The following is a 19,577-nucleotide window of genomic DNA, read 5'->3' on the forward strand; positions in this document are numbered from 1 at the left end:
ATCGATGCCGGTATCGACGATCTTGTCAGCCGTTGCCTTCGGCATTCCGGCGGCGCAGTTCGCGCAGCTTTTCCGCGATGCGGATCTCGAGTCCACGCTCTACGGGTTCGTAGAAAACCTGGCCTTCCAGCCCGTCGGGAAGGTAGCGCTCGCCGGCGGCGAAACCGCCCTCCTCGTCGTGCGCATAGCGATAACCCTTGCCGTAGTCGAGCTCCTTCATGAGCTTGGTGGGCGCATTGCGCAGGTGCATGGGCACCGGGCGTGTGCTGTCCGTCTTCACGAGGGCGCGCACCGCGTTGTAGGCCTTGTAGACGGCGTTCGACTTGGGCGCGATCGCGAGGTAGACCACGCATTCGGCCAGCGCCAGTTCGCCCTCGGGCGTGCCGAGGCGCTCGTAGACCTCCGCCGCATCGAGCGCCAGGCGCAGCGCGCGCGGATCGGCCAGGCCGATGTCTTCGCTGGCCATGCGAACCAGCCGGCGCGCCATGTAGCGCGGATCGGCACCGCCGTCGAGCATGCGCACGAACCAGTAGAGCGCCGCATCGGGGTCGCTGCCGCGCACGGATTTGTGCAGCGCGCTGATGGTGTCGTAGAACTGCTCGCCGCCCTTGTCGTAGCGCCGCATGCGCTCGCCGAGCACACGCAGCAACCACTCGTCGGTGATGTGGTCGAGCTTTTCGGCACGGGCCGCGACGGCGAGTGTTTCGAGGGTGTTGAGGAGCCGGCGCGCATCGCCGTCGGCATAGGCCACGAGGCGGTCGACCGCCGCGGCATCGATGGCGGGCACGGCCTGGATGGCCTGCGCGCGCGCCACGATCTGCTTGAGATCGTCTTCGCCGAGCGACTGCAGCACGTACACGGCTGCGCGCGAGAGCAGTGCCGAGTTGACTTCGAACGAAGGGTTCTCGGTGGTCGCGCCGATGAAGGTGAAGAGACCCGACTCCACGTGCGGCAGGAAGGCGTCCTGCTGGCTCTTGTTGAAGCGGTGCACCTCGTCCACGAAGATGATGGTGCGCCGCTGCTCCAGCCCGTCGCGCGCGGAGGTGGCGCGGTCGACGGCTTCGCGGATGTCCTTCACGCCGCCAAGCACCGCGCTGATGCTCAGGAACTGCGCATCGAAGGCATCGGCCATGAGCCGCGCGATGGTGGTCTTGCCGGTGCCTGGCGGCCCCCAGAGGATGCAGGAATGCGGCTGGCCCGACTCGAAGGCGATGCGCAGCGGCATGCCCGGGCCGAGCAGGTGCTGCTGGCCGATCACCTCGCCCAGCGTCTTGGGACGCAGGCGCTCGGCGAGGGGTTGGTGGGCGGTGTTGGCCAAGCCTGTGGGCTTACTGCTTGACGACATCCGCGCCGGCCGGCGGCTTGAAGTCGAACACGCTGGCCGGCAGCGAGGGGTTGACCTCGACCTTGCTGAACTTGAGCACCGAGCGCTGGCCGAAGCTGTCGAGAATCTCAAGCGCCGCCAGCGCATCGCCCTGGAAGCCGACCTGCACGCTCTGCAACTGGCCGTCCTTGTTCTTCGGCGTTGCCTTGACCCACTGCAGGCCATCGCGCTCCGGCGCGGCTTCGAGCGTGAAATCGGCCTGCAGGGCTCGCAGATCGGGCGCGGCGGCAATCAGCGCCGCGGGCGTGGAGCCCAGCGCCTGAGCCTGCGCGCGCTGCGTGACCTGGTTCAGGTCGGCGTCGTAGAGCCACAGCGTCTTGCCGTCGGCCACGATGTTCTGCGCAAAGGGCTTCTGGTAGTCGAACTTGAATTTGCCGGGGCGCTGGAATTCGAAGGTGCCGGTCGATGTCTTTGTGCGGCCGGGCTGCCCTTCGCGCGCCGGGGCGGTCACGGTCTGGGTGAAATCGGCGCGGCCGGATTTGACCGTCTTCACGAAGGTTTCAAGGCTTTCGAGCCCGCCGGCCCAGGCGTTGGCGGAACTCAGGAGGCCGATCAATAGCCAATGACGCAATTTCAATTTGGATTCCTCTGAATAGCTGTGGCACTGGGCTTCGACCCTACCCGCCGCGAATTGCGGCAGGTGTAGGCCTTGATGAAGATTTGCAATGCCGCAAGGCGTTTTTGCAAATTGCCTTTCAGCACGTAACCTGAATTACGAAAGCTCGCAGCGAATTACTCCGCTGCGCGTGCCGGCACCAGAATTTCGCGCTGGCCGCTGCCACTCATGGCGCTGACGAGGCCAGCCTTCTCCATGTCCTCGACAAGGCGCGCGGCGCGGTTGTAGCCGATCTTCAGGTGGCGCTGCACCAGCGAGATGCTGGCCTTGCGGTTCTTGAGCACGACCTCGACCGCCTGGTCGTACATCGGATCTTTCTCGCTGTCGCTGCCGCCCAGCAGGTCTCCTTCACCGTCGCCATCGACCGTACCGCCTTCGAGCACGCCCTCGATGTAGTCAGGCTCGCCCTGGCTCTTGAGATAGGCCACCACGCGGTGCACTTCCTCGTCGCTGACAAAGGCGCCGTGCACGCGAATCGGCAGGCCCGTGCCGCTGGGCATGTAGAGCATGTCGCCCATGCCGAGCAGCGCTTCGGCGCCCATCTGGTCGAGGATGGTGCGGCTGTCGATCTTGCTCGACACCTGGAAAGCGATGCGGGTCGGGATGTTGGCCTTGATGAGGCCGGTGATCACATCGACGCTGGGACGCTGCGTGGCCAGAATGAGGTGGATACCGGCGGCGCGCGCCTTCTGCGCGAGACGGGCGATCAGCTCTTCGATCTTCTTGCCGACCACCATCATCAGGTCGGCCAGTTCGTCGATCACGACGACGATGTGCGGCTCTCGCTTGAGCGGCTCCGGATCGTCGGGCGTGAGGCTGAAGGGGTTGTAGATGAACTCCTCGCGCGCCTTGGCTTCGTCGATCTTGGTGTTGTAGCCGGCCAGGTTGCGCACGCCGAGCTTGCTCATGAGCTTGTAGCGGCGCTCCATCTCGGCCACGCACCAGTTCAGGCCGTGGGCGGCCTGGCGCATGTCGGTGACCACCGGCGCCAGCAGGTGCGGGATGCCTTCGTAGACAGACATTTCGAGCATCTTCGGGTCGATCATGAGCAGGCGAACGTCGCGTGCCTCGGCCTTGTAGAGCAGCGAAAGAATCATTGCGTTGATACCGACCGACTTGCCCGAACCGGTGGTGCCGGCCACCAGCACGTGCGGCATCTTCGCGAGGTCGGCCACCACGGGGTTGCCGATGATGTCCTTGCCAAGGCCCATGGTGAGCATCGACTTGCCTTCGTTGTAGATCTGCGAGCCCAGGATTTCACTGAGCTTGATCGACTGGCGCTTGGCGTTCGGCAGTTCGAGCGCCATGTAGTTCTTGCCCGGAATGGTTTCGACCACACGGATCGACACCAGCGAAAGCGAACGCGCCAGGTCCTTGGCCAGGCCAAGAATCTGCGAGCCCTTGACGCCGGTGGCAGGCTCGATTTCGTAGCGGGTGATCACCGGGCCGGGCGAGGCCAGTACCACGCGCACCTCGACGCCGAAGTCCTTCAGCTTCTTCTCGATCATGCGCGAGGTCATCTCGAGCGTATCGGCCGACACCGTTTCCTGGCGTGTCTGTGCGGCGTCGAGCAGGTCGACCTGGGGCAGCTTGCTGTCGGGCAGCTCCTTGAAGAGCGGCTTCTGGCGCTCCTTGACGACGCGATCGCTCCTGGGCACTTCGGTCATCGCGGGCTCGATCTGCACCGGCGGCGAAGGGGGGCGGCGCTTCGGGCGTGGCTCGACGCGGATTTCTTCTTCGTCGTCGGTGAAGGCGCCGGACGACGGCGCCAGCGAGGGCTCAGAGCGGCCCTGATCGCCGCCGCGCGTGAACGCCGGTTCGTCAGCCTCGGCACGCTCGCGGGCGGCCTGCTTGCCCATGGCGATGTCGGCGGCCAGTTCACGCTTCTCGCGGCGCGACTCGAACAACGAGTATGCGCGCGCACCGATGCGCTCGGCGATCAGGCTCCAGGAGAAGCGAAACACCAGCGCCGAACCGATCACGCCGCCGGCGATGGCCACCAGCGCCGAACCCGTGAAGCCCATCCAGCGCACGCTGGCCGGCCCCACGAGGTAACCCAGTGCGCCGCCACCAGAGCCCGGCAGATGGGCTTCGAGCCGGTACAGGCGCGACCATTCGAGCACGGTGCTCGCGCACAGCAGCAGGATGAGACCGAACCAGAAGGCGAGACGGCTGCGATTGAAGCGACCGCGCGGCACAGGTTGTTCGCCGGACGACGGCTCGCCACCGCGCAGCCAGTTGGCCAGCGACGACAGCCAGGCGCGCAGCCCGGCGAATAGGCACCACCAGACGGAATAGCCTGCAACGTAGTAGCTGCCATCGGCCAGCCAGGCGCCGATGCGGCCGCCCCAATTCTTGATTTCGCCCCCGGTGCCCGAAGTCGACCAGGCGGCGTCGGAAGGCGTGAAGCTCAGCATCGCGAGCAGCCAGAACAACAGCGCGGCAAATCCTGCGATCAGCGTGATTTCGTGGGCGAAGCGCATCGCGCGCATGCGCACGGGTTGCCCCTCGGCAGCAGAAGAAGATTGAAGCGTATTGAGCGAATAGGTCATGAAAAACACGGCACCCGGCCCGGGAAATCGAGAGCCGGAGGCACGAACACTACAACAAAAGGCCGGGACCGCCGGCAACGGCGGGCCCGGCCCCGGAGGCTCAAGCCAGTGACAGGAGCCGTTCCTTGACGATCATCGATCCGTCATCCATGGTCTGCACGAAGCCGCGCTCTTCGAGATCCTTCATCACGCGGCTCACCATTTCGCGTGAGGCACCGACCATCTTGGCCAGGTCCTGGCGGGAGATCTTGTCGCGCACCTTGAGATTGCCGGCACCGTCGTCGATTGCGAATTCGAGCAGCGAGCGGGCCACGCGTCCGTAGACGTCCATCAGCGCCAGCGACTCGATCTTTCGGTCGGCATGGCGCAGGCGCTGCACCAGGCCGCGCATGATGTTGTAGGCCATCGAGGAGTTCTCGGGCAGGCAACGCGCGAAGGCGTCGCGGCCCAGCATGAGCACGTCGCACTGGATTTCGGTGCGCACGGTGGCCGAGTGCGGCTCGTCGTCGATCAGGCTCATCTCGCCCAGGTAGTCGCCGGGATGCAGCGTGGCAAGGATGACCTCGCGCCCGCGGCTGTCGGCGCTGGTGACGCGTGCGCGCCCGGTCAGGATGATGTAGAGCGCATCAGACTTCTTGCCCTGCTCCACGACGACTTCTGCACGCTTGAAGCGCTTCTTGATGATCGCGTCCGCGATGCTGGCGGACTGCGTGGCCGTCAGCGACGCGAACAAAGGAACGCGCCGAAGCAATTCGAGGTTGGACAGCATCGACATTTATCAATCCCTGAGACAGCGCACGGAGCGACCCAGAGGGCAAGCCAATGGATTACTACAATCGCGCGCATTGAAAACACCGTTCACCCGGTGTTGAACCGGGCAGTGATACTCCATATATATCGCTACCACCCTGAAAATGTACACGCTGACGCAGCGCATATCCTAGGTTTTCTACCCATGTCCGCTTCCCAACACGCCAAGGTTTTGATTCTCGGCTCCGGTCCGGCCGGCTATACCGCCGCCGTCTATGCAGCCCGCGCAAACCTTCAGCCCCTGCTCATCACTGGCATCGCCCAGGGCGGGCAATTGATGACCACGACCGAGGTCGATAACTGGCCGGCCGACGTTCATGGCGTGCAGGGCCCCGACCTGATGCAACGCTTCCTGGAGCACGCCGAACGCTTCAAGACGCAGATCGTGTTCGACCACATCAACAAGGTCGACCTGAGCAAGCGCCCCTTCACCCTCACCGGCGACAGCGGCACCTACACCTGCGACTCGTTGATCATCGCCACGGGTGCTTCCGCGAAGTATCTGGGCCTCGATTCCGAACAGAAGTTCATGGGCCGCGGCGTCTCCGCATGCGCGACCTGCGACGGCTTCTTCTACCGCGAGCAGGAGGTCTGCGTGATCGGCGGCGGCAACACGGCCGTCGAAGAGGCACTCTATCTCGCCAACATCGCAAACAAGGTGACGCTGGTCCATCGCCGGGACAAGTTCCGCGCCGAACCCATCCTGATCGACAAGGTCAAGGAGAAGGTCGCCGAAGGCAAGATCGTGTTGAAGCTGCACAACGAACTCGATCAGGTGCTGGGCGACGACTCGGGCGTGACGGGCATCCGGATCAAGAACACGCAAACCGGCGCCACCGAGCAGATCGACCTCAAGGGCTGCTTCATCGCCATCGGGCATCACCCCAACACCGACATCTTCCAGGGCCAACTGGAGATGAAGGACAACTACATCCTGACCCGCTCGGGCCTGCAGGGTTTTGCCACGATGACCAGCATTCCGGGCGTCTTTGCCGCCGGCGACGTGCAGGACAACGTGTACCGCCAAGCCATCACGAGCGCGGGCACCGGCTGCATGGCGGCACTCGACGCCCAACGCTTCCTGGAGCAGGACGGCGCCCTGTAGCCAGTGCGGGGCCCAAAAGGGCTATAATCCGAGGCTTTGCCGAAACTGGGCTCTTTCACGAGCTTCGGCAAAGTCGGGGTACCGCCACCCGTTTCTGGCGAGGTCAAGCTGCAAAACACCCTGCAATCGCCCTGATTGCGCCGGTGCCAGCTGTTCAAGAAAGAGTGTCCTCATGGCACGCGTATGCGACGTAACGGGCAAAGGCCCGATGGTCGGAAACAACGTTTCCCACGCCAACAACAAAACCAAGCGCCGGTTCCTGCCGAACCTGCAATACCGCCGTTTCTGGGTCGAGACTGAAAACCGCTGGGTTCGCCTGCGTGTTTCGAGCGCTGCACTGCGCCTGATCGACAAGAACGGCATCGACGCCGTGCTCGCAGACCTGCGTGCACGCGGCCAAGCTTAAGGAGCTGAAACATGGCAACGAGCAAAGGCGGACGCGAAAAGATCAAGCTGGAATCCACCGCGGGTACCGGCCACTTCTACACGACCAGCAAGAACAAGAAGACGATGCCTGAAAAGATGTCGATCATGAAGTTCGACCCGAAGGCGCGCAAGCACGTCGAATACAAGGAAATCAAGCTGAAGTAATTCGGCTCCGGTTTTCTCAATAAAAACCCGCTGCTAACCCAGCGGGTTTTTTTGTTGCCCGTCGATTTGCAATGCAAGGATGGCGGGCACAAAAAAGCCGACCCTGAGGTCGGCTTTTCATTAAGCGCGGAACCGTTAAGCGCGAGCAGCGCGCAGGCGGGTCGAGAAGTCGCGCAGACCGGCAATGCCGCTGGCTTCTGCCCGATGGCACCAAGCCGCCAGATCGGCCGCCAACTGCTCGCGCGATTGCGAGGTGTTCAGCCAGAGCTGGCGCAGCTCTTCGCGCATCGTGACCATCTTGTCGAGCACCGGGTGGGCGGCGCGGGCCTGCACGACATGCGAGCGGGCCGAAGCAGGCACCTTGTCGTCGTCGCGGTGCAGCCAGCGCTTGGCTGCCTTGAGCACCGACAGGTCGGCACCCTTGGTCTTCAACGCATCCAGCTCCTGGCTGGTGGCACGGCGCATTTCGCGCGCATAACCGGCCATGACTTCGTAGCGGTTGGCGATGACGGCCTCGAGCGTCTTCTCGTTGGCCACAGGCTGGATGTCGCCCATCAGCATCTTCGGTGGCACCTTCTTGACCTTGGCCCAGCCGAGCTTCTGGAACGCCTGGATGTAGATCCAGCCGATGTCAAACTCGTACTTCTTGACCGAGAACTTGGCCGAAGTCGGGTAGGTGTGGTGGTTGTTGTGCAGCTCTTCGCCACCGATGATCAGGCCCCAGGGCATGATGTTGCGGCTGGCGTCGGGCGCCTCGAAGTTGCGATAGCCCCAGTAGTGACCAATGCCGTTGATAACGCCGGCAGCGGTGATGGGGATCCAGAGCATCTGCACAGCCCACACGGCCATGCCGAGCGTGCCGAACAGCGCCAGGTTGATCACCAGCATCAGGCCCACGCCTTGCCAGCTGTAGCGCGAATACAGGTTGCGCTCGATCCAGTCATCGGGCGTGCCGTGACCGTAGCGCTCCATCGTTTCCTTGTTCTTCGACTCGGCGCGATACAGCTCGGCGCCGCGCCAGAGCACTTCGTCGATGCCCTTGACCTGCGGGCTGTGCGGGTCGTCCTGGGTTTCGCACTTGGCGTGGTGCTTGCGGTGAATGGCGACCCATTCCTTCGTCACCATGCCGGTGCCGAGCCACAGCCAGAAGCGGAAGAAATGCGACGGGATCGGGCCCAGATCCATGGCCCGGTGTGTTTGCGTGCGGTGCAGGAAGATCGTGACCGCGGCAATCGTGATGTGCGTGGTGACGAGCGTGTACAGCACGACTTGCCACCATGCGATGTCCCACAGGCCGTGTCCGAGCCATTGGATGGCCGCGTTCAAAACGGCGGAGTCAGGAAGCAACATTGAGTCAGGTACTCCATGGCCACACGAAGGTGCAGCCTTCAGATAACCCGCGATTTTAAAGCGGCAGGCCTAAAACAAAGCCTTTAAACCTTCAAGAAAAGCGCAGATTAACCCTAGTTTGGAGTCCCGCCCCTATTTGCGGTTCCACACCGCGGCAAAGAAACCGTCGGTCGAATGGCGGTGCGGCCACAGCCGCAGGTAGCGCTTTGCGCCCTCCCCGCCGGCGCAAAGCGCCTCGAAACCTTCGATTTTCAGGCCCTGCAGCAATTCCGCCACATCCACGGGCATGAAATCGGGATTGGCGGCGCTGAAAGCCTCCGCAATCGCCTCGTTTTCCTCCGGCAGCACGCTGCAAGTGGCGTAAACCAGACGACCACCCGATTTCACGAGCCGCGCCGCGCTTTGCAGGATAGCGGTCTGCTTGACCGTCAATTCCTCGACCGATTTGAGCGACTGGCGCCATTTCAGGTCGGGATTGCGCCGCAGCGTGCCCAACCCCGAACAGGGCGCGTCGACCAGCACGCGGTCGATCTTGCCCGCCAGCCGCTTGATGCGGTCGTCGCGCTCATGGGCGATGGCGGCCGGATGAACGTTCGAGAGCTTGCTGCGCGCCAGCCGCGGCTTGAGCGCGTCGAGCCGGTGCGCCGACGTGTCGAAGGCATACAGCCGGCCAGTGTTGCGCATCGTCGCGCCAATGGCCAGCGTCTTGCCGCCCGCGCCGGCACAGAAATCGACCACCATCTCGCCGCGCTTGGCATCCAGCAGCAGCGCCAGCAGCTGCGAGCCCTCGTCCTGCACCTCGATGGCGCCACGGACAAAGGCATCCAGCTTGGTCAGCGCCGGCTTACCGTCGATGCGCAAGCCCCAGGGCGAGAACGGAGTCGCTTCCGATTTGATAGCAGCCTTGGCAAGCTCAGCATTCACTTCGGCGCGCTTGTCGGTCAGCGCGTTGACACGCAGATCGAGCGGCGCAGGCTGTTGCAGGGCTTCGACCAGCGGCCAGAAACCATCGCCCAGTTGCGCCTTCAGCGGGGCCACCAGCCACTCGGGCAGGTTGTGGCGATGGCGCTCCAGCAAGTCGTCCGGTTTCACGGCGTCGCAGTTGTCGAGCCAGCGCTTCTCGGTGTCGTTGAGTGCGCTCTTCAAAAAGTCGCGCGGGCCGTGAAAGCCCAGGATCGCCATGCGGCGCTCCTTCGAGCCACTGCCCGAGGGCGAGAGGTGGTCGAACAACAGCTTCTTGCGAAGCACGGTGTAGACGGTTTCTGCAAGCGTCGCGCGCTCGCGCGGACCGAACTCGCGGTGGTCGCGGAAGAACCGCGAAACGACCTGGTCGGCCGGGTGATCGAATTTCAGGACAAGGCCGACCAGATCGGCGGTGGCCTCCAACAGGGCTTTGGGGTGCATCCCCCGATTGTCTCAGCCGCCGCCCTGTCCGCCCCGAAGGGCTATGCGCCGCGCGTCCAGACCGCCCCGAAGGCTTCCCGCTCGATGTCTTCCAGCTTGGGCGAATGGCCGGCCCACAGCACCAGCGCAGCCCCCGGCAGGGTAAGTGTCTGCTCCAGCTGGCGGCACAGGTTCCAGCGGTCTTCGTCGTCGAGCCCCGGCAGCTCGACGAACACGATGTAGGCACGGCGCCACGGGAATTCGCGCAAGTTCTTGCGCACCAGCCAGGCCCGCGAGGCGGGCAGGCAACGCACGAGGTCAGCCCGCAGTTCGCCCAGTTCGTAGTCGTTGAGGTCGTGCCGCGAGATCTGGCTGAAAAACGGCGTGCCGGTGATCTCTTCCCAGGCGCGCTCCTCGGCCTCTTCCGCTTCCTTGAGGCGGCCGCGCCACAGCTTCAGCGCCTCTTCGTCGTGCGGGCCCGCGTCTGGATCTTCTAGCGAGGCCACTGCGCTCCTGGCCGCCCACCACCGGCTGGCCGCGCCGGAACCATGCAAGCGCTCGAGCACGGCAAGACGCGCCTCGCGATCGCTGGCGGGCAGCATCTGCGCCAGTCCCCGCAGCGCGCCAGGATGCTCCGGTGCGATCTGCAAGGCACTCTCGTAACGCAAGCGCACAGGAGCCGCCGGATCGAGCCGCCGCTCGGAGTCGGCCCATTCGACCATCTCGTCCGGCGTGTTGCGCTCGCCGCGCGCAGCCAGCACCGCGATGCGCTCTCGGATGCGTGCCCGATGCGCATGGTGCTGCTTCCAGTCGGCAGCATGAGCGCGGCGCCACTGGCTGTCGAAATACTCGATCCACTTCTTGCGGTCGGCCAGCAGTTCGAGTGCCGGGCGCATCGACCACTCGGGCATGACCGCCTTCTGGCCGAGCGCCTCCAGGCGGTCCCGCAAGACCGGGTGGGTGTCCTCCAGGTCGCTGACGCGGCGCATCGCCTCGCGCAACGCCTGGCGCGCGAAGTCGTCGCCGGGCGGTGTGCGCACGCGCTTGCGCAGGGCCGCGAACGGGCCCGGCGGCTGCGGCTCGTGCTCGGCGCGGGCCCAGTGCCAGGGCCAGAATTCGTTGGCGTACCAGTTGCCCTTGATCGCGATTTCGGTCAATGCGGCCGCCGCCACGGAAGCGCCCAGCAGCCTGCCCGAGATGCGGTCGGCTTCGTACTCGTCCTGGCGAGCCAGCGCGAAAGTCTTGGCTGCGAAGCGCGGGAAGTACCAGCGGAAGAAGGCCTGCGAGAACAGCGCCATCACGCCCTCGTTGCGCTGCAGGTTGGCGTCGAGCTTGAGCCACGACAGCCGGGTACGGTAGATCCACGCGCTCAGCTTGCCGTGGTTGCCACGCAGATGGCCGTACTCGTGCGCCAGCACCGACAGCAGCCGCCGCCGGTCGAGCATCATCAGAAGCGGCAGGCCAATGCTCAGCGAGTTGACCGCGCCGCCGAACAGCCCGAAGCGCGGCACCTGCCGGATGCTGGCGTTGAATTCGTCGTCTAGGTAGACGTGGTGGACCGGCGGCCCCTTGATCTTGCTGCGAATGCGGTCCAGCGCCTCGAAGAGTGCCGGCGCGTCTTCCCGATGGAGCTCGATGCCCTCAGGCTCATCGAAGCGCACCCAGAGCGCGCGCAGCGTGGCCCACAGCAGGCCCGCGGCGAACAGCAGCAGCCAGCCCCGCGTGAAGTTGAATCGCACCTCTCCGATCGAGGAAAGCACCCAGACGATGAGGCCTACCGAGAGCCCGAGGCAGCCCAGCACCCACAGGTAGCCGAGCGCGGCAAAGGCCGCGACGCTGCGTCGATAGCGCGCACTGTCGTCCGCACTGGCATGCTCGCTCAGTCGAACCAGGTGAACAAAATCAGCGCGATCCATCCGACTCCCGTCAAATCAAGCCCCGACAGTTTTTGAAGAAAGAAGCCCCGTTGAACGACGAAGACCTCCCACCCCTGATCGAAACGCCCCTCGGCCGCTACCGCCATTACAAGGGCGGCGAATACGAAGTGCTCGGCACCGTGCGGCACAGCGAGACGCTGGAGCCGATGACGCTGTACCGCGCCCTGTATGGCGCCCACGGCCTCTGGGTCCGGCCAGCCGCCATGTTCGGCGAAACCGTCGAGATTGACGGCGCGCTCCGGCGAAGATTCATTCCGATCTAGCCAGTCAGGCTGCGCACGCCCGTCCTGACTCAAAAGACTGCTACTTTTTCAGTAGCAATCCGCATTCCATCAACCGCAGCGGACGTCCGTCACGCGGCCGCGGGCGTCGACATCGAGATTGAGCCGGCCGCCGTTGAGTTCCATCGTGGCCGCATCGCCAGGCTTCAGCACGCGCACGACTCCGGCGCCCGAGCGCACGCGGGCAGCAGCTTCGAGCTGGGGCGTCAGCGGCTGGCCTACGGCAAAGCGGGCGCCATCTGCGTTGCATTGGTAGACCGGTTCAGGCGGCGGCGCAGGTGCCGGGGCGGGCGCGGGCGCCGGAGCAGCACAGCCCGCCATCAGGGCAGCGCCGGCAACGGCCAACAGCAACGATTTGGTTTTCACTTTCTGGACTCCCGAAAACCCGCGAATATAAACAACTTTAAGGTTTGTGACTCAATGTATCTGACAACCATCCGGCGATGGCACGCGGATACAACAGATGCTCCTGCGCCAGGACCCGCCCGGCCAGGGTGGCCGCGGTGTCATCGGGCAGCACCGGCACGACGGCCTGCGCCAGGATCGGCCCGTGGTCGAGTTCGGTGGTCACCTGGTGGACCGTCACACCCGCCACCTTGCAGCCCGCCTCGATGGCGCGCTGATGCGTGTGGAGCCCCGGAAACGCCGGCAGCAGCGAGGGATGGATGTTCACCAACCGACCGGCATAGCGGCCGACGAAGCCCGGCGTCAGGATGCGCATGAACCCCGCCAGCACCACCAGCGCCGGCGCGTAGCCGTCGACTACCTTCGCCAGCGCCTCGTCGAAGGCCTCGCGGGAAGCGAAGTCCTTGTGCGGGACCACCGCGGTGTCGATGCCGTGGGCCTTGGCAATCGCCAGCCCGCCGGCCTCGGCCTTGTTGCTCACTACCGCTGCAATGCGCGCGCCGAAACGCTCGGCCCAGCGGTCGCGCTCGGCGGCGCGCACGATGGCCGCCATGTTGGAGCCGCCGCCGGAGATCAGGATCACGATGTTCTTCATGGGAGGCGGGATTATCCGTGGCGCGTGTCTTGTCGCCGCGCGGACACCAGATCACAGCACGACCGTGCTAAAACTCGCAGTTCCGGAGACACACCGCGTCTGCGGTGAACCGATCAACACAGCGAGGCACGCATGGATTTGAGCTTCACACCCGAAGAACAGAAGTTCCGCGAAGAGGTTCGCGCCTGGGTCAAAGAAAACCTCCCCAAGGAGATTTCGCACAAGGTGCACAACGCGCTCGAACTGACGCGCGACGATCTGCAAGGCTGGGCCAAGATCCTCGGCAAGAAGGGCTGGCTGGGCTACGGCTGGCCCACCGAGTTCGGCGGCCCGGGTTGGACCGCCGTGCAGCGCCACCTGTTCGAAGAAGAAACCGCCCTCGCCGGCGCACCGCGCATCGTCCCATTCGGCCCCGTGATGGTCGCGCCGGTGATCATGGCCTTCGGCAACGCCGAGCAGCAGAAGCGCTTCCTCCCCGGCATCGCCAGCGGTGAAGTCTGGTGGAGCCAGGGCTACAGCGAACCCGGTTCGGGCTCCGACCTCGCCTCGGTCAAGACCAAAGCCGAGCGCAAAGGCGACAAGTACATCGTCAACGGCCAGAAGACCTGGACCACGCTCGGCCAGTACGGCGACTGGATGTTCAACCTCGTGCGCACCAGCAACGAAGGCAAGCCCCAGACCGGCATCAGCTTCCTGCTGCTCGACATGAAGTCGCCCGGCGTCACCGTGCGCCCGATCAAACTGCTCGACGGCGGCCATGAAGTGAACGAGGTGTTCTTCGACAACGTCGAAGTGCCCGCCGAGAACCTGATCGGCGAAGAGAACAAGGGCTGGACCTACGCCAAGCACCTGCTCTCGCACGAACGCACCAACATCGCCGACGTGAACCGCGCCAAGCGCGAGCTCGAGCGCCTCAAGCGCCTCGCCAGGAGCGAAGGCGTCTACGAAGACCAGCGCTTCCGCGACGAGATCGCCAAGCTCGAAGTCGACATCGTCGCGCTCGAGATGATGGTGCTGCGCGTGCTGTCGGCAGCCACCTCGGGCAAGAACTCGCTCGACGTGGCCGGCCTGCTCAAGATCCGCGGCAGCGAGATCCAGCAGCGCTACAGCGAACTGATGATGCTGGCCGGCGGCCCGTACTCGCTGCCGCTGATCCGCGAGGCGATGGAGGCCGGCTGGCAAGGCAATTTCCCGGGCGGCAACCCGGCGCTCGCGCCGCTGACGTCGACCTTCTTCAACATGCGCAAGACCACCATCTACGGTGGCTCGAACGAAGTGCAACGCAACATCGTCGCGCAGACGGTTCTGGGCTGAGGAGACACGAACATGGATTTCAATTTTTCCGACGACCAGGAACAACTGCGCGACGCCGTTCGCAAGTGGGTCGACAAGGGCTATGACTTCGAGCGCCGCCGCGGCATCGAGGCCAAGGGTGGTTTCTCGCGCGAGGCCTGGGACGAACTGGCCGAACTCGGCCTGGGCGGCCTGTACATCAGCGAAGACGACGGCGGCCTGGGCATGGGCCCGGTGGCCGGCATGGTCGTGATGGAAGAGCTGGGCCGCGGCATCGTGCTGGAGCCCTTCGCGCAGACGCTGATCGCCGGCGCGGTGCTCAGCGGCTATGCCGCTGCCGACACCAAGGACAGCTGGCTGCCGCGCATCGCGGGCGGCCAGGCCATCGTGGTGCTGGCGTACCAGGAGCGCAAGGCACGCTACCGCCTCGACGTGTGCGACGCCCACGCAGCAAAGGCCGGCACCGGCTGGTCGTTGAACGGCGCCAAGAGCGTGGTGCCCGTCGGCGACGAAGCCGACGCTTATCTCGTGCCCGCCAAGGTCGACGGCAAGATCGCCCTCTTCCTGGTCGAGCGCAGCGCCAGCGGCGTCGAAGCCCGCGGCTACGGCACGCAGGACGGCGCACGTGCAGCCGAAGTGGTGTTCGACAAGGCCGACGCCACGCTGGTAACGCTCGACGGCCTGGCTGCGCTCGAGTACGCCGTGGACGTCGGCATTGCCGCCACCTGCGCCGAAGCGGTCGGCGTGATGGACAAGACCGTGGCCGTCACCATCGACTACATGAACCAGCGCAAGCAGTTCGGCGTGACCATCTCCACCTTCCAGGCGCTGCGCCACCGCGTCGCCGACATGAAGATGCAGCTCGAACTCGCGCGCTCGATGAGCTACTACGCGACGCTCAAGCTCAACGCCCCGGCCGACGAGCGCCGCCAGGCGCTGGCCCGCGCCAAGTACCAGTTGGGTACGTCGATGCGCTACGTCGCCGCCAACTCGGTGCAGCTGCATGGCGGCATCGGGGTGACCGACGAATACATCGGCAGCCACTACTTCCGCAAGCTCACGCAGATGGAAATGACCTTCGGCGACACGCTGCACCATCTGGGTGAAGTGTCGGCTCGCATGCAGGACACGGCTGGCGTCTTCGCCTGACGGACTTTTTCCCCTAGCATCCAACGCCCGCCCGCCTTCGCGCCGGCGGGCGTTTTCACTTGGAACCCCAAACTCCAGGAACCCAGGAACGAAACATGCAATCCCGCCGCACCCTTCTTCTTGCCATGGCCGTCACAGGGACAGCCGCCACCGTCATGCTGACCGCCTGCGCCACCTCCCCAACGCCTTCGTACACAGAGCGCCCGCCCATCGTGTTCATGCACGGCAACGGCGACTCGGCCGCGCTCTGGCAAACGACGATCTGGCGCTTCGAGTCGAACGGCTGGCCGCGCGACCGGCTCTTCACGGTCGACCAACCCAATCCGGTCGCGCGCGACGACGACGCCGTGGCCCAGCCCGGGCGCAGCTCGACCGGCGAGTCGGCGGTGTTCCTCAAGGCTGAAGTCGACAAGGTGCTGAAGGTGACGGGCGCCAGCAAGGTCGTGCTGATCGGCAACTCGCGTGGCGGCAACACCATCCGCAACTACGTGCAGAACGGCGGCGGCGCGGCAGTCGTGAGCCACGTTGTGCTGGGCGGCAATCCGGCGCACGGCATCTGGGCGGTGAAGGGCTTCCGCGAGAACAACGAGTTCTCGGGGCTGTCGGGCTTCATGCAGCAACTCAATGCGCCGAAGGGACCGAATGGCGAGGAAGTCACGCCGGGCGTTAAATGGATGACCCTGCGCTCCGACAACAACGACAAGTACGCACAGCCTGACGGCGTGTGGATCGGCGCGCCCGGCAAGCCGACCAACATCGGCTTCGACGGGCCAGCGCTCAAGGGTGCGACCAACATCGTGCTGCCGCGCGTCGACCACCGCGAGACTTCGTTCTCGCCCGCCGTGTTCGCTGCGACGTGGCAATTTTTGACGGGTCAGGCGCCGCGCAGCACGGATGTCGCGGCGGAGGCGGATGTGGTGCTCAACGGCCGTGCGATCGGCGCGGAAAACCTTTCGCTGAACGGTGCGAAGGTGACCGTATACGCCGTCGACCCAGCTACTGGCGCGCGACTCGGCGAAGCCGTCTTCACCAAGTCAGTCGGCGCCGATGGTCGCTGGGGCCCTTTCAAGGCGCGCGGCGACGCAGCCTACGAGTTCGTCCTGGCCACTCCCAGCTACGGCACCACGCACATCTACCGCAGCCCGTTCCCGCGCAGCAGCAGCGTCGTGAACCTGCGGCCGGAGCGCGTCATACCCGCCGACAACGGGGCCAGCGCCGTCGTCGTGTTCACGCGCCCGCGTGGCTACTTCGATGCGCAGCGCGACACCATGCGCTTCGACGGCAAGAGCCCGCCCGCCGGCGTGCCGCCGAAGGGGTCGGGCGTGTCGACATCGCGGCTGCGCATCGAGGGCGGCGGCGCCCCGCGCGCTGTGAGCGGTGAGTTCAACGGCGAGCGCATCACGGGCCTGACCTGGCCGGCCGCGAGCGAACACACGACCGTGCTCGAGCTGACCTATTGAGGCACAGGCGGCCATGACCGACACGGACACCCCCTTCGTCCTGCAAGCGCGCGACGAGCGCGGCGTGGTGACGCTGACGCTGAACCGGCCAGCCTCGTTCAACGCGCTCTCCGAAGGCATGCTGGGCGCGCTCGAACAGGCGCTCGGCGAGATCGCGGCCGACGAAACCGTGCGCGCCGTCGTCATCGCTGCGGCGGGCAAGGCCTTCTGCGCCGGCCACGACCTGAAGGAAATGCGCGCGGAACCTTCGCTTGGCTACTACCAGCAGCTGTTCGAACGCTGCGGCGCGATGATGCTGTCGATCCAGAAGCTCCCCGTGCCCGTGATTGCGCGCGTGCACGGCATCGCGACGGCGGCGGGCTGCCAGCTGGTCGCGGTCTGCGATCTGGCTGTGGCCTCGAGCGAGGCGCGCTTTGCGGTCAGCGGCGTGAACGTGGGGCTGTTCTGCGCCACGCCGAGCGTCACGCTCTCGCGCAATCTCGGCCGCAAGGAAGCCTTCGAGATGCTGGTGACGGGCGAATTCATCAGCGCACAGGAAGCGCGCGAAAAGGGGCTGGTCAACCGGGTGGCACCGCCCGGAGAACTCGACGCTGCGGTCGAGGCGCTGGTGGCCAGCATCGTCGCCAAGCCCCGCCAGGCGCTTGCACTGGGCAAGGCCCTGTTCTACCGCCAGCTCGAAACCGGCATCGAGGCCGCGCTGGCCGACGCCAGCCAGACCATGGCCTGCAACATGATGGACGAGAGCGCACTCGAAGGCGTTCAGGCCTTCATCGAGAAGCGCCCGCCCGACTGGAAGCGCTGAAGCTAGGTGTCGTGCAGCCGCGAGCTTTGCGGCAGATGCGCCATCAGGAATTCCATCTGGTCGGCCAGGATGCGCCTGTTTCGCAGAATGAAATCTTCCCAGAGGCTGGGCACGTAGGGCGCATACAGCAGCGGCATGTTCGCCTGCTCCGGCGTGCGGCTGCTCTTGCGGTGGTTGCACGGCTTGCAGGCCGTGACCACGTTCATCCAGGTGTCGATGCCCTTCTGGGCGAACGGAATGATGTGCTCGCGCGTGAGCTCGTCTTCGTGGAAATGCCCGCCGCAGTACGCGCAGATGTTGCGGTCGCGCGAGAAAAGCTTGCTGTTGGTGAGCCCGGGCCGCTGCGCGAAGGGGTTGATGCGCGGCACGCCCTTGGTGCCGATGATGCTGTTGATCGCAATCTGCGACTGCTCGCCCGTGATCGCGTTATGGCCGCCACGGAACACCGCCACCTGCGCGCCCACTTCCCAGCGAACTTCGTCCGCCGCATAGTGGATCACCGCCTGTTCCAGCGAAATCCATGACTGGGGCAGCCCTTGGGCCGACAGCTTCAAGACCTTCACACACGCCTCCTCGAAAAGTGAGAGAACACGGAAAGACCAGGGACACGGAGCACATTGGAGGCCACGCCAATCAACGCACTACGTCACAATATACCGGCTTTGTGACAAATCGGCCTGATTCGCCCATTTGACGGGCGAAAGGCGCTATCAAAAAGATACTCACCGATGCAGGTTTTTCGCGGCTTCCGGCACCCGGGCGTAGCTCCTGCCTGCGCCCTCACCATTGGCAATTTCGACGGCGTGCACCGCGGCCACCAGGCCATGCTCGCGCTCTTGCAGACCGAGGCCCGCCAGCGCGGGCTGCCGAGTTGCGTGCTCACCTTCGAGCCCCACCCGCGCGACTATTTCGCCGCAATCACGAAGAAGCCCGACCTGGCGCCGGCGCGCATCGGCACGCTGCGAGACAAGCTCAGCGAGCTGGCTGCCTGCGGCGTGGCGCAGACCATCGTGCTGCCATTCGACGGCCGGCTGGCCTCCCGGTCACCCGAGGAATTCATCCAGAACGTGCTGATCGACGGCCTGGGCGCGCGCTACGTGCTGGTGGGCGACGACTTCCGCTTCGGCGCCAAGCGGGCCGGCGACTACGCCATGCTCGACGCGGCCGGCGATGCCCGTGGCTTCGACGTGGCGCGCATGAACAGCTACGAAGTGCACGGCCTGCGGGTTTCGAGTTCCGCCGTGCGCGAGGCGCTGGCCGAAGGCCGCATGGCCGACGCCCAGACACTGCTCGGGCGGCCGTACACCATCTCCGGCCATGTGGTCCATGGCCGCAAGCTGGGCCGGGCGCTGGGCGCTTCGGCGCCAGGCAAGGACGACGGCTTCCGCACCCTCAACCTGCGCTTCAAGCACTGGAAGCCGGCCGCCAGCGGCATCTTCGCAGTGCTGGTGCACGGCCTGGCTGACCAGCCGCTGCCGGGCGTGGCGAACCTCGGCGTGCGCCCCTCGCTGGACGCCAACGACGTCAACGCCGGGCGTGTTTTGCTGGAGACACATTGCCTGGAGTGGCCCTCCCATCTGGGCGCCGAAGGGGCCTACGGTAAAATCGTCCGCGTGGAACTTCTGCACAAACTGCACGACGAATTACGCTACACCAGCCTCGAGGCCCTTACTGCGGGCATCGCGAAGGATGGCCGCGACGCGCGCGCGTTCTTTGCATCGACCCACGCCGAAACCCACCGCCAGACCACGCGCGACCGAATTTAGCCCTGCACGCACCGTGCTGCCGCCCTTCGACAAGCTCAGGGCGAACGGCTTTACCTTCCGCACCGACACGCTTCATGCAGTTCGGGCTGAGCCTGTCG

General features: G+C 65.2%; 19 protein-coding genes. 9 read left to right on the plus strand and 10 right to left on the minus strand.

The window, feature by feature from the left end; genetic code table 11:
- Positions 1-25: 25 nt before the first annotated feature.
- From NWF24_RS24670 to NWF24_RS24685, 4 genes are all read right to left on the minus strand, one after another.
- Complete coding sequence (locus NWF24_RS24670) at positions 26-1,318, minus strand: replication-associated recombination protein A (RefSeq protein ID WP_093075747.1); 1,293 nt, start codon at positions 1,316-1,318, stop codon at positions 26-28.
- Positions 1,319-1,328: 10 nt separating this feature from the next.
- Entirely contained in the window at positions 1,329-1,961 is a 633-nt protein-coding gene (gene lolA / locus NWF24_RS24675; RefSeq protein ID WP_093172343.1) for an outer membrane lipoprotein chaperone LolA, read from the minus strand.
- Positions 1,962-2,116: 155 nt separating this feature from the next.
- Complete coding sequence (locus tag NWF24_RS24680) at positions 2,117-4,552, minus strand: DNA translocase FtsK (RefSeq protein WP_258350842.1); 2,436 nt, start codon at positions 4,550-4,552, stop codon at positions 2,117-2,119.
- Positions 4,553-4,652: 100 nt separating this feature from the next.
- A complete protein-coding gene (locus tag NWF24_RS24685; RefSeq protein ID WP_093048975.1) occupies positions 4,653-5,327 on the minus strand; it encodes a Crp/Fnr family transcriptional regulator in 675 nt (224 codons plus the stop codon).
- A 180-nt stretch (positions 5,328-5,507) separates the two neighbouring features.
- Between NWF24_RS24685 and trxB the strand changes: the two genes are divergently transcribed.
- The 3 genes from trxB (at position 5,508) to rpmG (ending at position 7,058) form a co-directional block, all read left to right on the plus strand.
- The gene (gene trxB, locus NWF24_RS24690; protein WP_258350843.1) at positions 5,508-6,467 is read left to right on the plus strand and encodes a thioredoxin-disulfide reductase; all 960 of its coding nucleotides are present in this window, start codon (positions 5,508-5,510) and stop codon (positions 6,465-6,467) included.
- 172 nt (positions 6,468-6,639) lie between these two features.
- Positions 6,640-6,873: a 50S ribosomal protein L28 gene (rpmB, locus tag NWF24_RS24695; protein WP_007830293.1), complete on the plus strand. Its 234-nt coding sequence runs from the start codon at positions 6,640-6,642 to the stop codon at positions 6,871-6,873.
- Between the two features lie 11 nt (positions 6,874-6,884).
- Positions 6,885-7,058 carry a 50S ribosomal protein L33 gene (gene rpmG / locus NWF24_RS24700; RefSeq protein WP_007830291.1) on the plus strand — a complete coding sequence of 58 codons (174 nt, stop codon included), beginning with the start codon at positions 6,885-6,887 and terminating at the stop codon, positions 7,056-7,058.
- A gap of 135 nt (positions 7,059-7,193) precedes the next feature.
- Here rpmG and NWF24_RS24705 read toward each other — a convergent pair whose 3' ends face one another.
- The 3 genes from NWF24_RS24705 to NWF24_RS24715 all read right to left on the minus strand — a co-directional run bounded on the left by NWF24_RS24705 (position 7,194) and on the right by NWF24_RS24715 (position 11,707).
- The gene (locus NWF24_RS24705; protein WP_258350844.1) at positions 7,194-8,408 is read right to left on the minus strand and encodes a DesA family fatty acid desaturase; all 1,215 of its coding nucleotides are present in this window, start codon (positions 8,406-8,408) and stop codon (positions 7,194-7,196) included.
- Positions 8,409-8,540: 132 nt separating this feature from the next.
- Positions 8,541-9,812 carry an RsmB/NOP family class I SAM-dependent RNA methyltransferase gene (locus NWF24_RS24710; protein ID WP_258350845.1) on the minus strand — a complete coding sequence of 424 codons (1,272 nt, stop codon included), beginning with the start codon at positions 9,810-9,812 and terminating at the stop codon, positions 8,541-8,543.
- A 41-nt stretch (positions 9,813-9,853) separates the two neighbouring features.
- Positions 9,854-11,707, minus strand: a complete 1,854-nt coding sequence (locus tag NWF24_RS24715; protein ID WP_258350846.1) for a M48 family metallopeptidase — start codon at positions 11,705-11,707, stop codon at positions 9,854-9,856.
- Positions 11,708-11,757: 50 nt separating this feature from the next.
- Here NWF24_RS24715 and NWF24_RS24720 point away from each other — a divergent pair, with 50 nt between their 5' ends.
- Positions 11,758-11,991: a DUF1653 domain-containing protein gene (locus NWF24_RS24720; RefSeq protein WP_258350847.1), complete on the plus strand. Its 234-nt coding sequence runs from the start codon at positions 11,758-11,760 to the stop codon at positions 11,989-11,991.
- Positions 11,992-12,060: 69 nt separating this feature from the next.
- Here NWF24_RS24720 and NWF24_RS24725 read toward each other — a convergent pair whose 3' ends face one another.
- The gene (locus NWF24_RS24725) at positions 12,061-12,375 is read right to left on the minus strand and encodes an I78 family peptidase inhibitor (protein ID WP_258350848.1); all 315 of its coding nucleotides are present in this window, start codon (positions 12,373-12,375) and stop codon (positions 12,061-12,063) included.
- A gap of 37 nt (positions 12,376-12,412) precedes the next feature.
- Positions 12,413-13,009 carry a phosphoribosylglycinamide formyltransferase gene (gene purN / locus NWF24_RS24730; RefSeq protein ID WP_258350849.1) on the minus strand — a complete coding sequence of 199 codons (597 nt, stop codon included), beginning with the start codon at positions 13,007-13,009 and terminating at the stop codon, positions 12,413-12,415.
- A gap of 132 nt (positions 13,010-13,141) precedes the next feature.
- On the opposite strand from purN, the gene NWF24_RS24735 reads away from it, so the two are divergent.
- The 4 genes from NWF24_RS24735 (at position 13,142) to NWF24_RS24750 (ending at position 17,713) form a co-directional block, all read left to right on the plus strand.
- Positions 13,142-14,323, plus strand: a complete 1,182-nt coding sequence (locus tag NWF24_RS24735; RefSeq protein ID WP_258350850.1) for an acyl-CoA dehydrogenase family protein — start codon at positions 13,142-13,144, stop codon at positions 14,321-14,323.
- Between the two features lie 12 nt (positions 14,324-14,335).
- Positions 14,336-15,451 carry an acyl-CoA dehydrogenase family protein gene (locus NWF24_RS24740; RefSeq protein WP_258350851.1) on the plus strand — a complete coding sequence of 372 codons (1,116 nt, stop codon included), beginning with the start codon at positions 14,336-14,338 and terminating at the stop codon, positions 15,449-15,451.
- A gap of 95 nt (positions 15,452-15,546) precedes the next feature.
- Positions 15,547-16,911: an alpha/beta fold hydrolase gene (locus NWF24_RS24745; protein ID WP_258350852.1), complete on the plus strand. Its 1,365-nt coding sequence runs from the start codon at positions 15,547-15,549 to the stop codon at positions 16,909-16,911.
- 13 nt (positions 16,912-16,924) lie between these two features.
- Complete coding sequence (locus NWF24_RS24750; protein ID WP_258350853.1) at positions 16,925-17,713, plus strand: enoyl-CoA hydratase; 789 nt, start codon at positions 16,925-16,927, stop codon at positions 17,711-17,713.
- A gap of 2 nt (positions 17,714-17,715) precedes the next feature.
- Here the strand turns inward: NWF24_RS24750 and NWF24_RS24755 are convergent, their stop codons facing one another.
- Positions 17,716-18,276, minus strand: coding sequence for an HNH endonuclease (locus NWF24_RS24755; protein WP_093048940.1), 561 nt, complete (start codon positions 18,274-18,276; stop codon positions 17,716-17,718).
- Between the two features lie 165 nt (positions 18,277-18,441).
- Between NWF24_RS24755 and NWF24_RS24760 the strand changes: the two genes are divergently transcribed.
- Positions 18,442-19,479 carry a bifunctional riboflavin kinase/FAD synthetase gene (locus NWF24_RS24760; RefSeq protein WP_258350854.1) on the plus strand — a complete coding sequence of 346 codons (1,038 nt, stop codon included), beginning with the start codon at positions 18,442-18,444 and terminating at the stop codon, positions 19,477-19,479.
- Positions 19,480-19,577 lie beyond the last annotated feature (98 nt).

It is taken from the genome of Variovorax paradoxus (assembly GCF_024734665.1).
Taxonomy (GTDB): Bacteria; Pseudomonadota; Gammaproteobacteria; order Burkholderiales; family Burkholderiaceae_C; genus Variovorax.

Excerpts from the sequence above, each read along its gene's own strand:
- purN (WP_258350849.1), bottom strand. The coding sequence starts at position 13,009 with ATGAAGAACATCGTGATCCTGATCTCCGGCGGCGGCTCCAACATGGCG.
- NWF24_RS24680 (WP_258350842.1), bottom strand. The coding sequence starts at position 4,552 with ATGACCTATTCGCTCAATACGCTTCAATCTTCTTCTGCTGCCGAGGGG.
- NWF24_RS24760 (WP_258350854.1), top strand. The coding sequence starts at position 18,442 with ATGCAGGTTTTTCGCGGCTTCCGGCACCCGGGCGTAGCTCCTGCCTGC.
- NWF24_RS24715 (WP_258350846.1), bottom strand. The coding sequence starts at position 11,707 with ATGGATCGCGCTGATTTTGTTCACCTGGTTCGACTGAGCGAGCATGCC.
- NWF24_RS24710 (WP_258350845.1), bottom strand. The coding sequence starts at position 9,812 with ATGCACCCCAAAGCCCTGTTGGAGGCCACCGCCGATCTGGTCGGCCTT.
- NWF24_RS24735 (WP_258350850.1), top strand. The coding sequence starts at position 13,142 with ATGGATTTGAGCTTCACACCCGAAGAACAGAAGTTCCGCGAAGAGGTT.
- NWF24_RS24705 (WP_258350844.1), bottom strand. The coding sequence starts at position 8,408 with ATGTTGCTTCCTGACTCCGCCGTTTTGAACGCGGCCATCCAATGGCTC.
- trxB (WP_258350843.1), top strand. The coding sequence starts at position 5,508 with ATGTCCGCTTCCCAACACGCCAAGGTTTTGATTCTCGGCTCCGGTCCG.
- rpmB (WP_007830293.1), top strand. The coding sequence starts at position 6,640 with ATGGCACGCGTATGCGACGTAACGGGCAAAGGCCCGATGGTCGGAAAC.
- NWF24_RS24750 (WP_258350853.1), top strand. The coding sequence starts at position 16,925 with ATGACCGACACGGACACCCCCTTCGTCCTGCAAGCGCGCGACGAGCGC.
- NWF24_RS24745 (WP_258350852.1), top strand. The coding sequence starts at position 15,547 with ATGCAATCCCGCCGCACCCTTCTTCTTGCCATGGCCGTCACAGGGACA.
- NWF24_RS24685 (WP_093048975.1), bottom strand. The coding sequence starts at position 5,327 with ATGTCGATGCTGTCCAACCTCGAATTGCTTCGGCGCGTTCCTTTGTTC.
- NWF24_RS24740 (WP_258350851.1), top strand. The coding sequence starts at position 14,336 with ATGGATTTCAATTTTTCCGACGACCAGGAACAACTGCGCGACGCCGTT.
- rpmG (WP_007830291.1), top strand. The coding sequence starts at position 6,885 with ATGGCAACGAGCAAAGGCGGACGCGAAAAGATCAAGCTGGAATCCACC.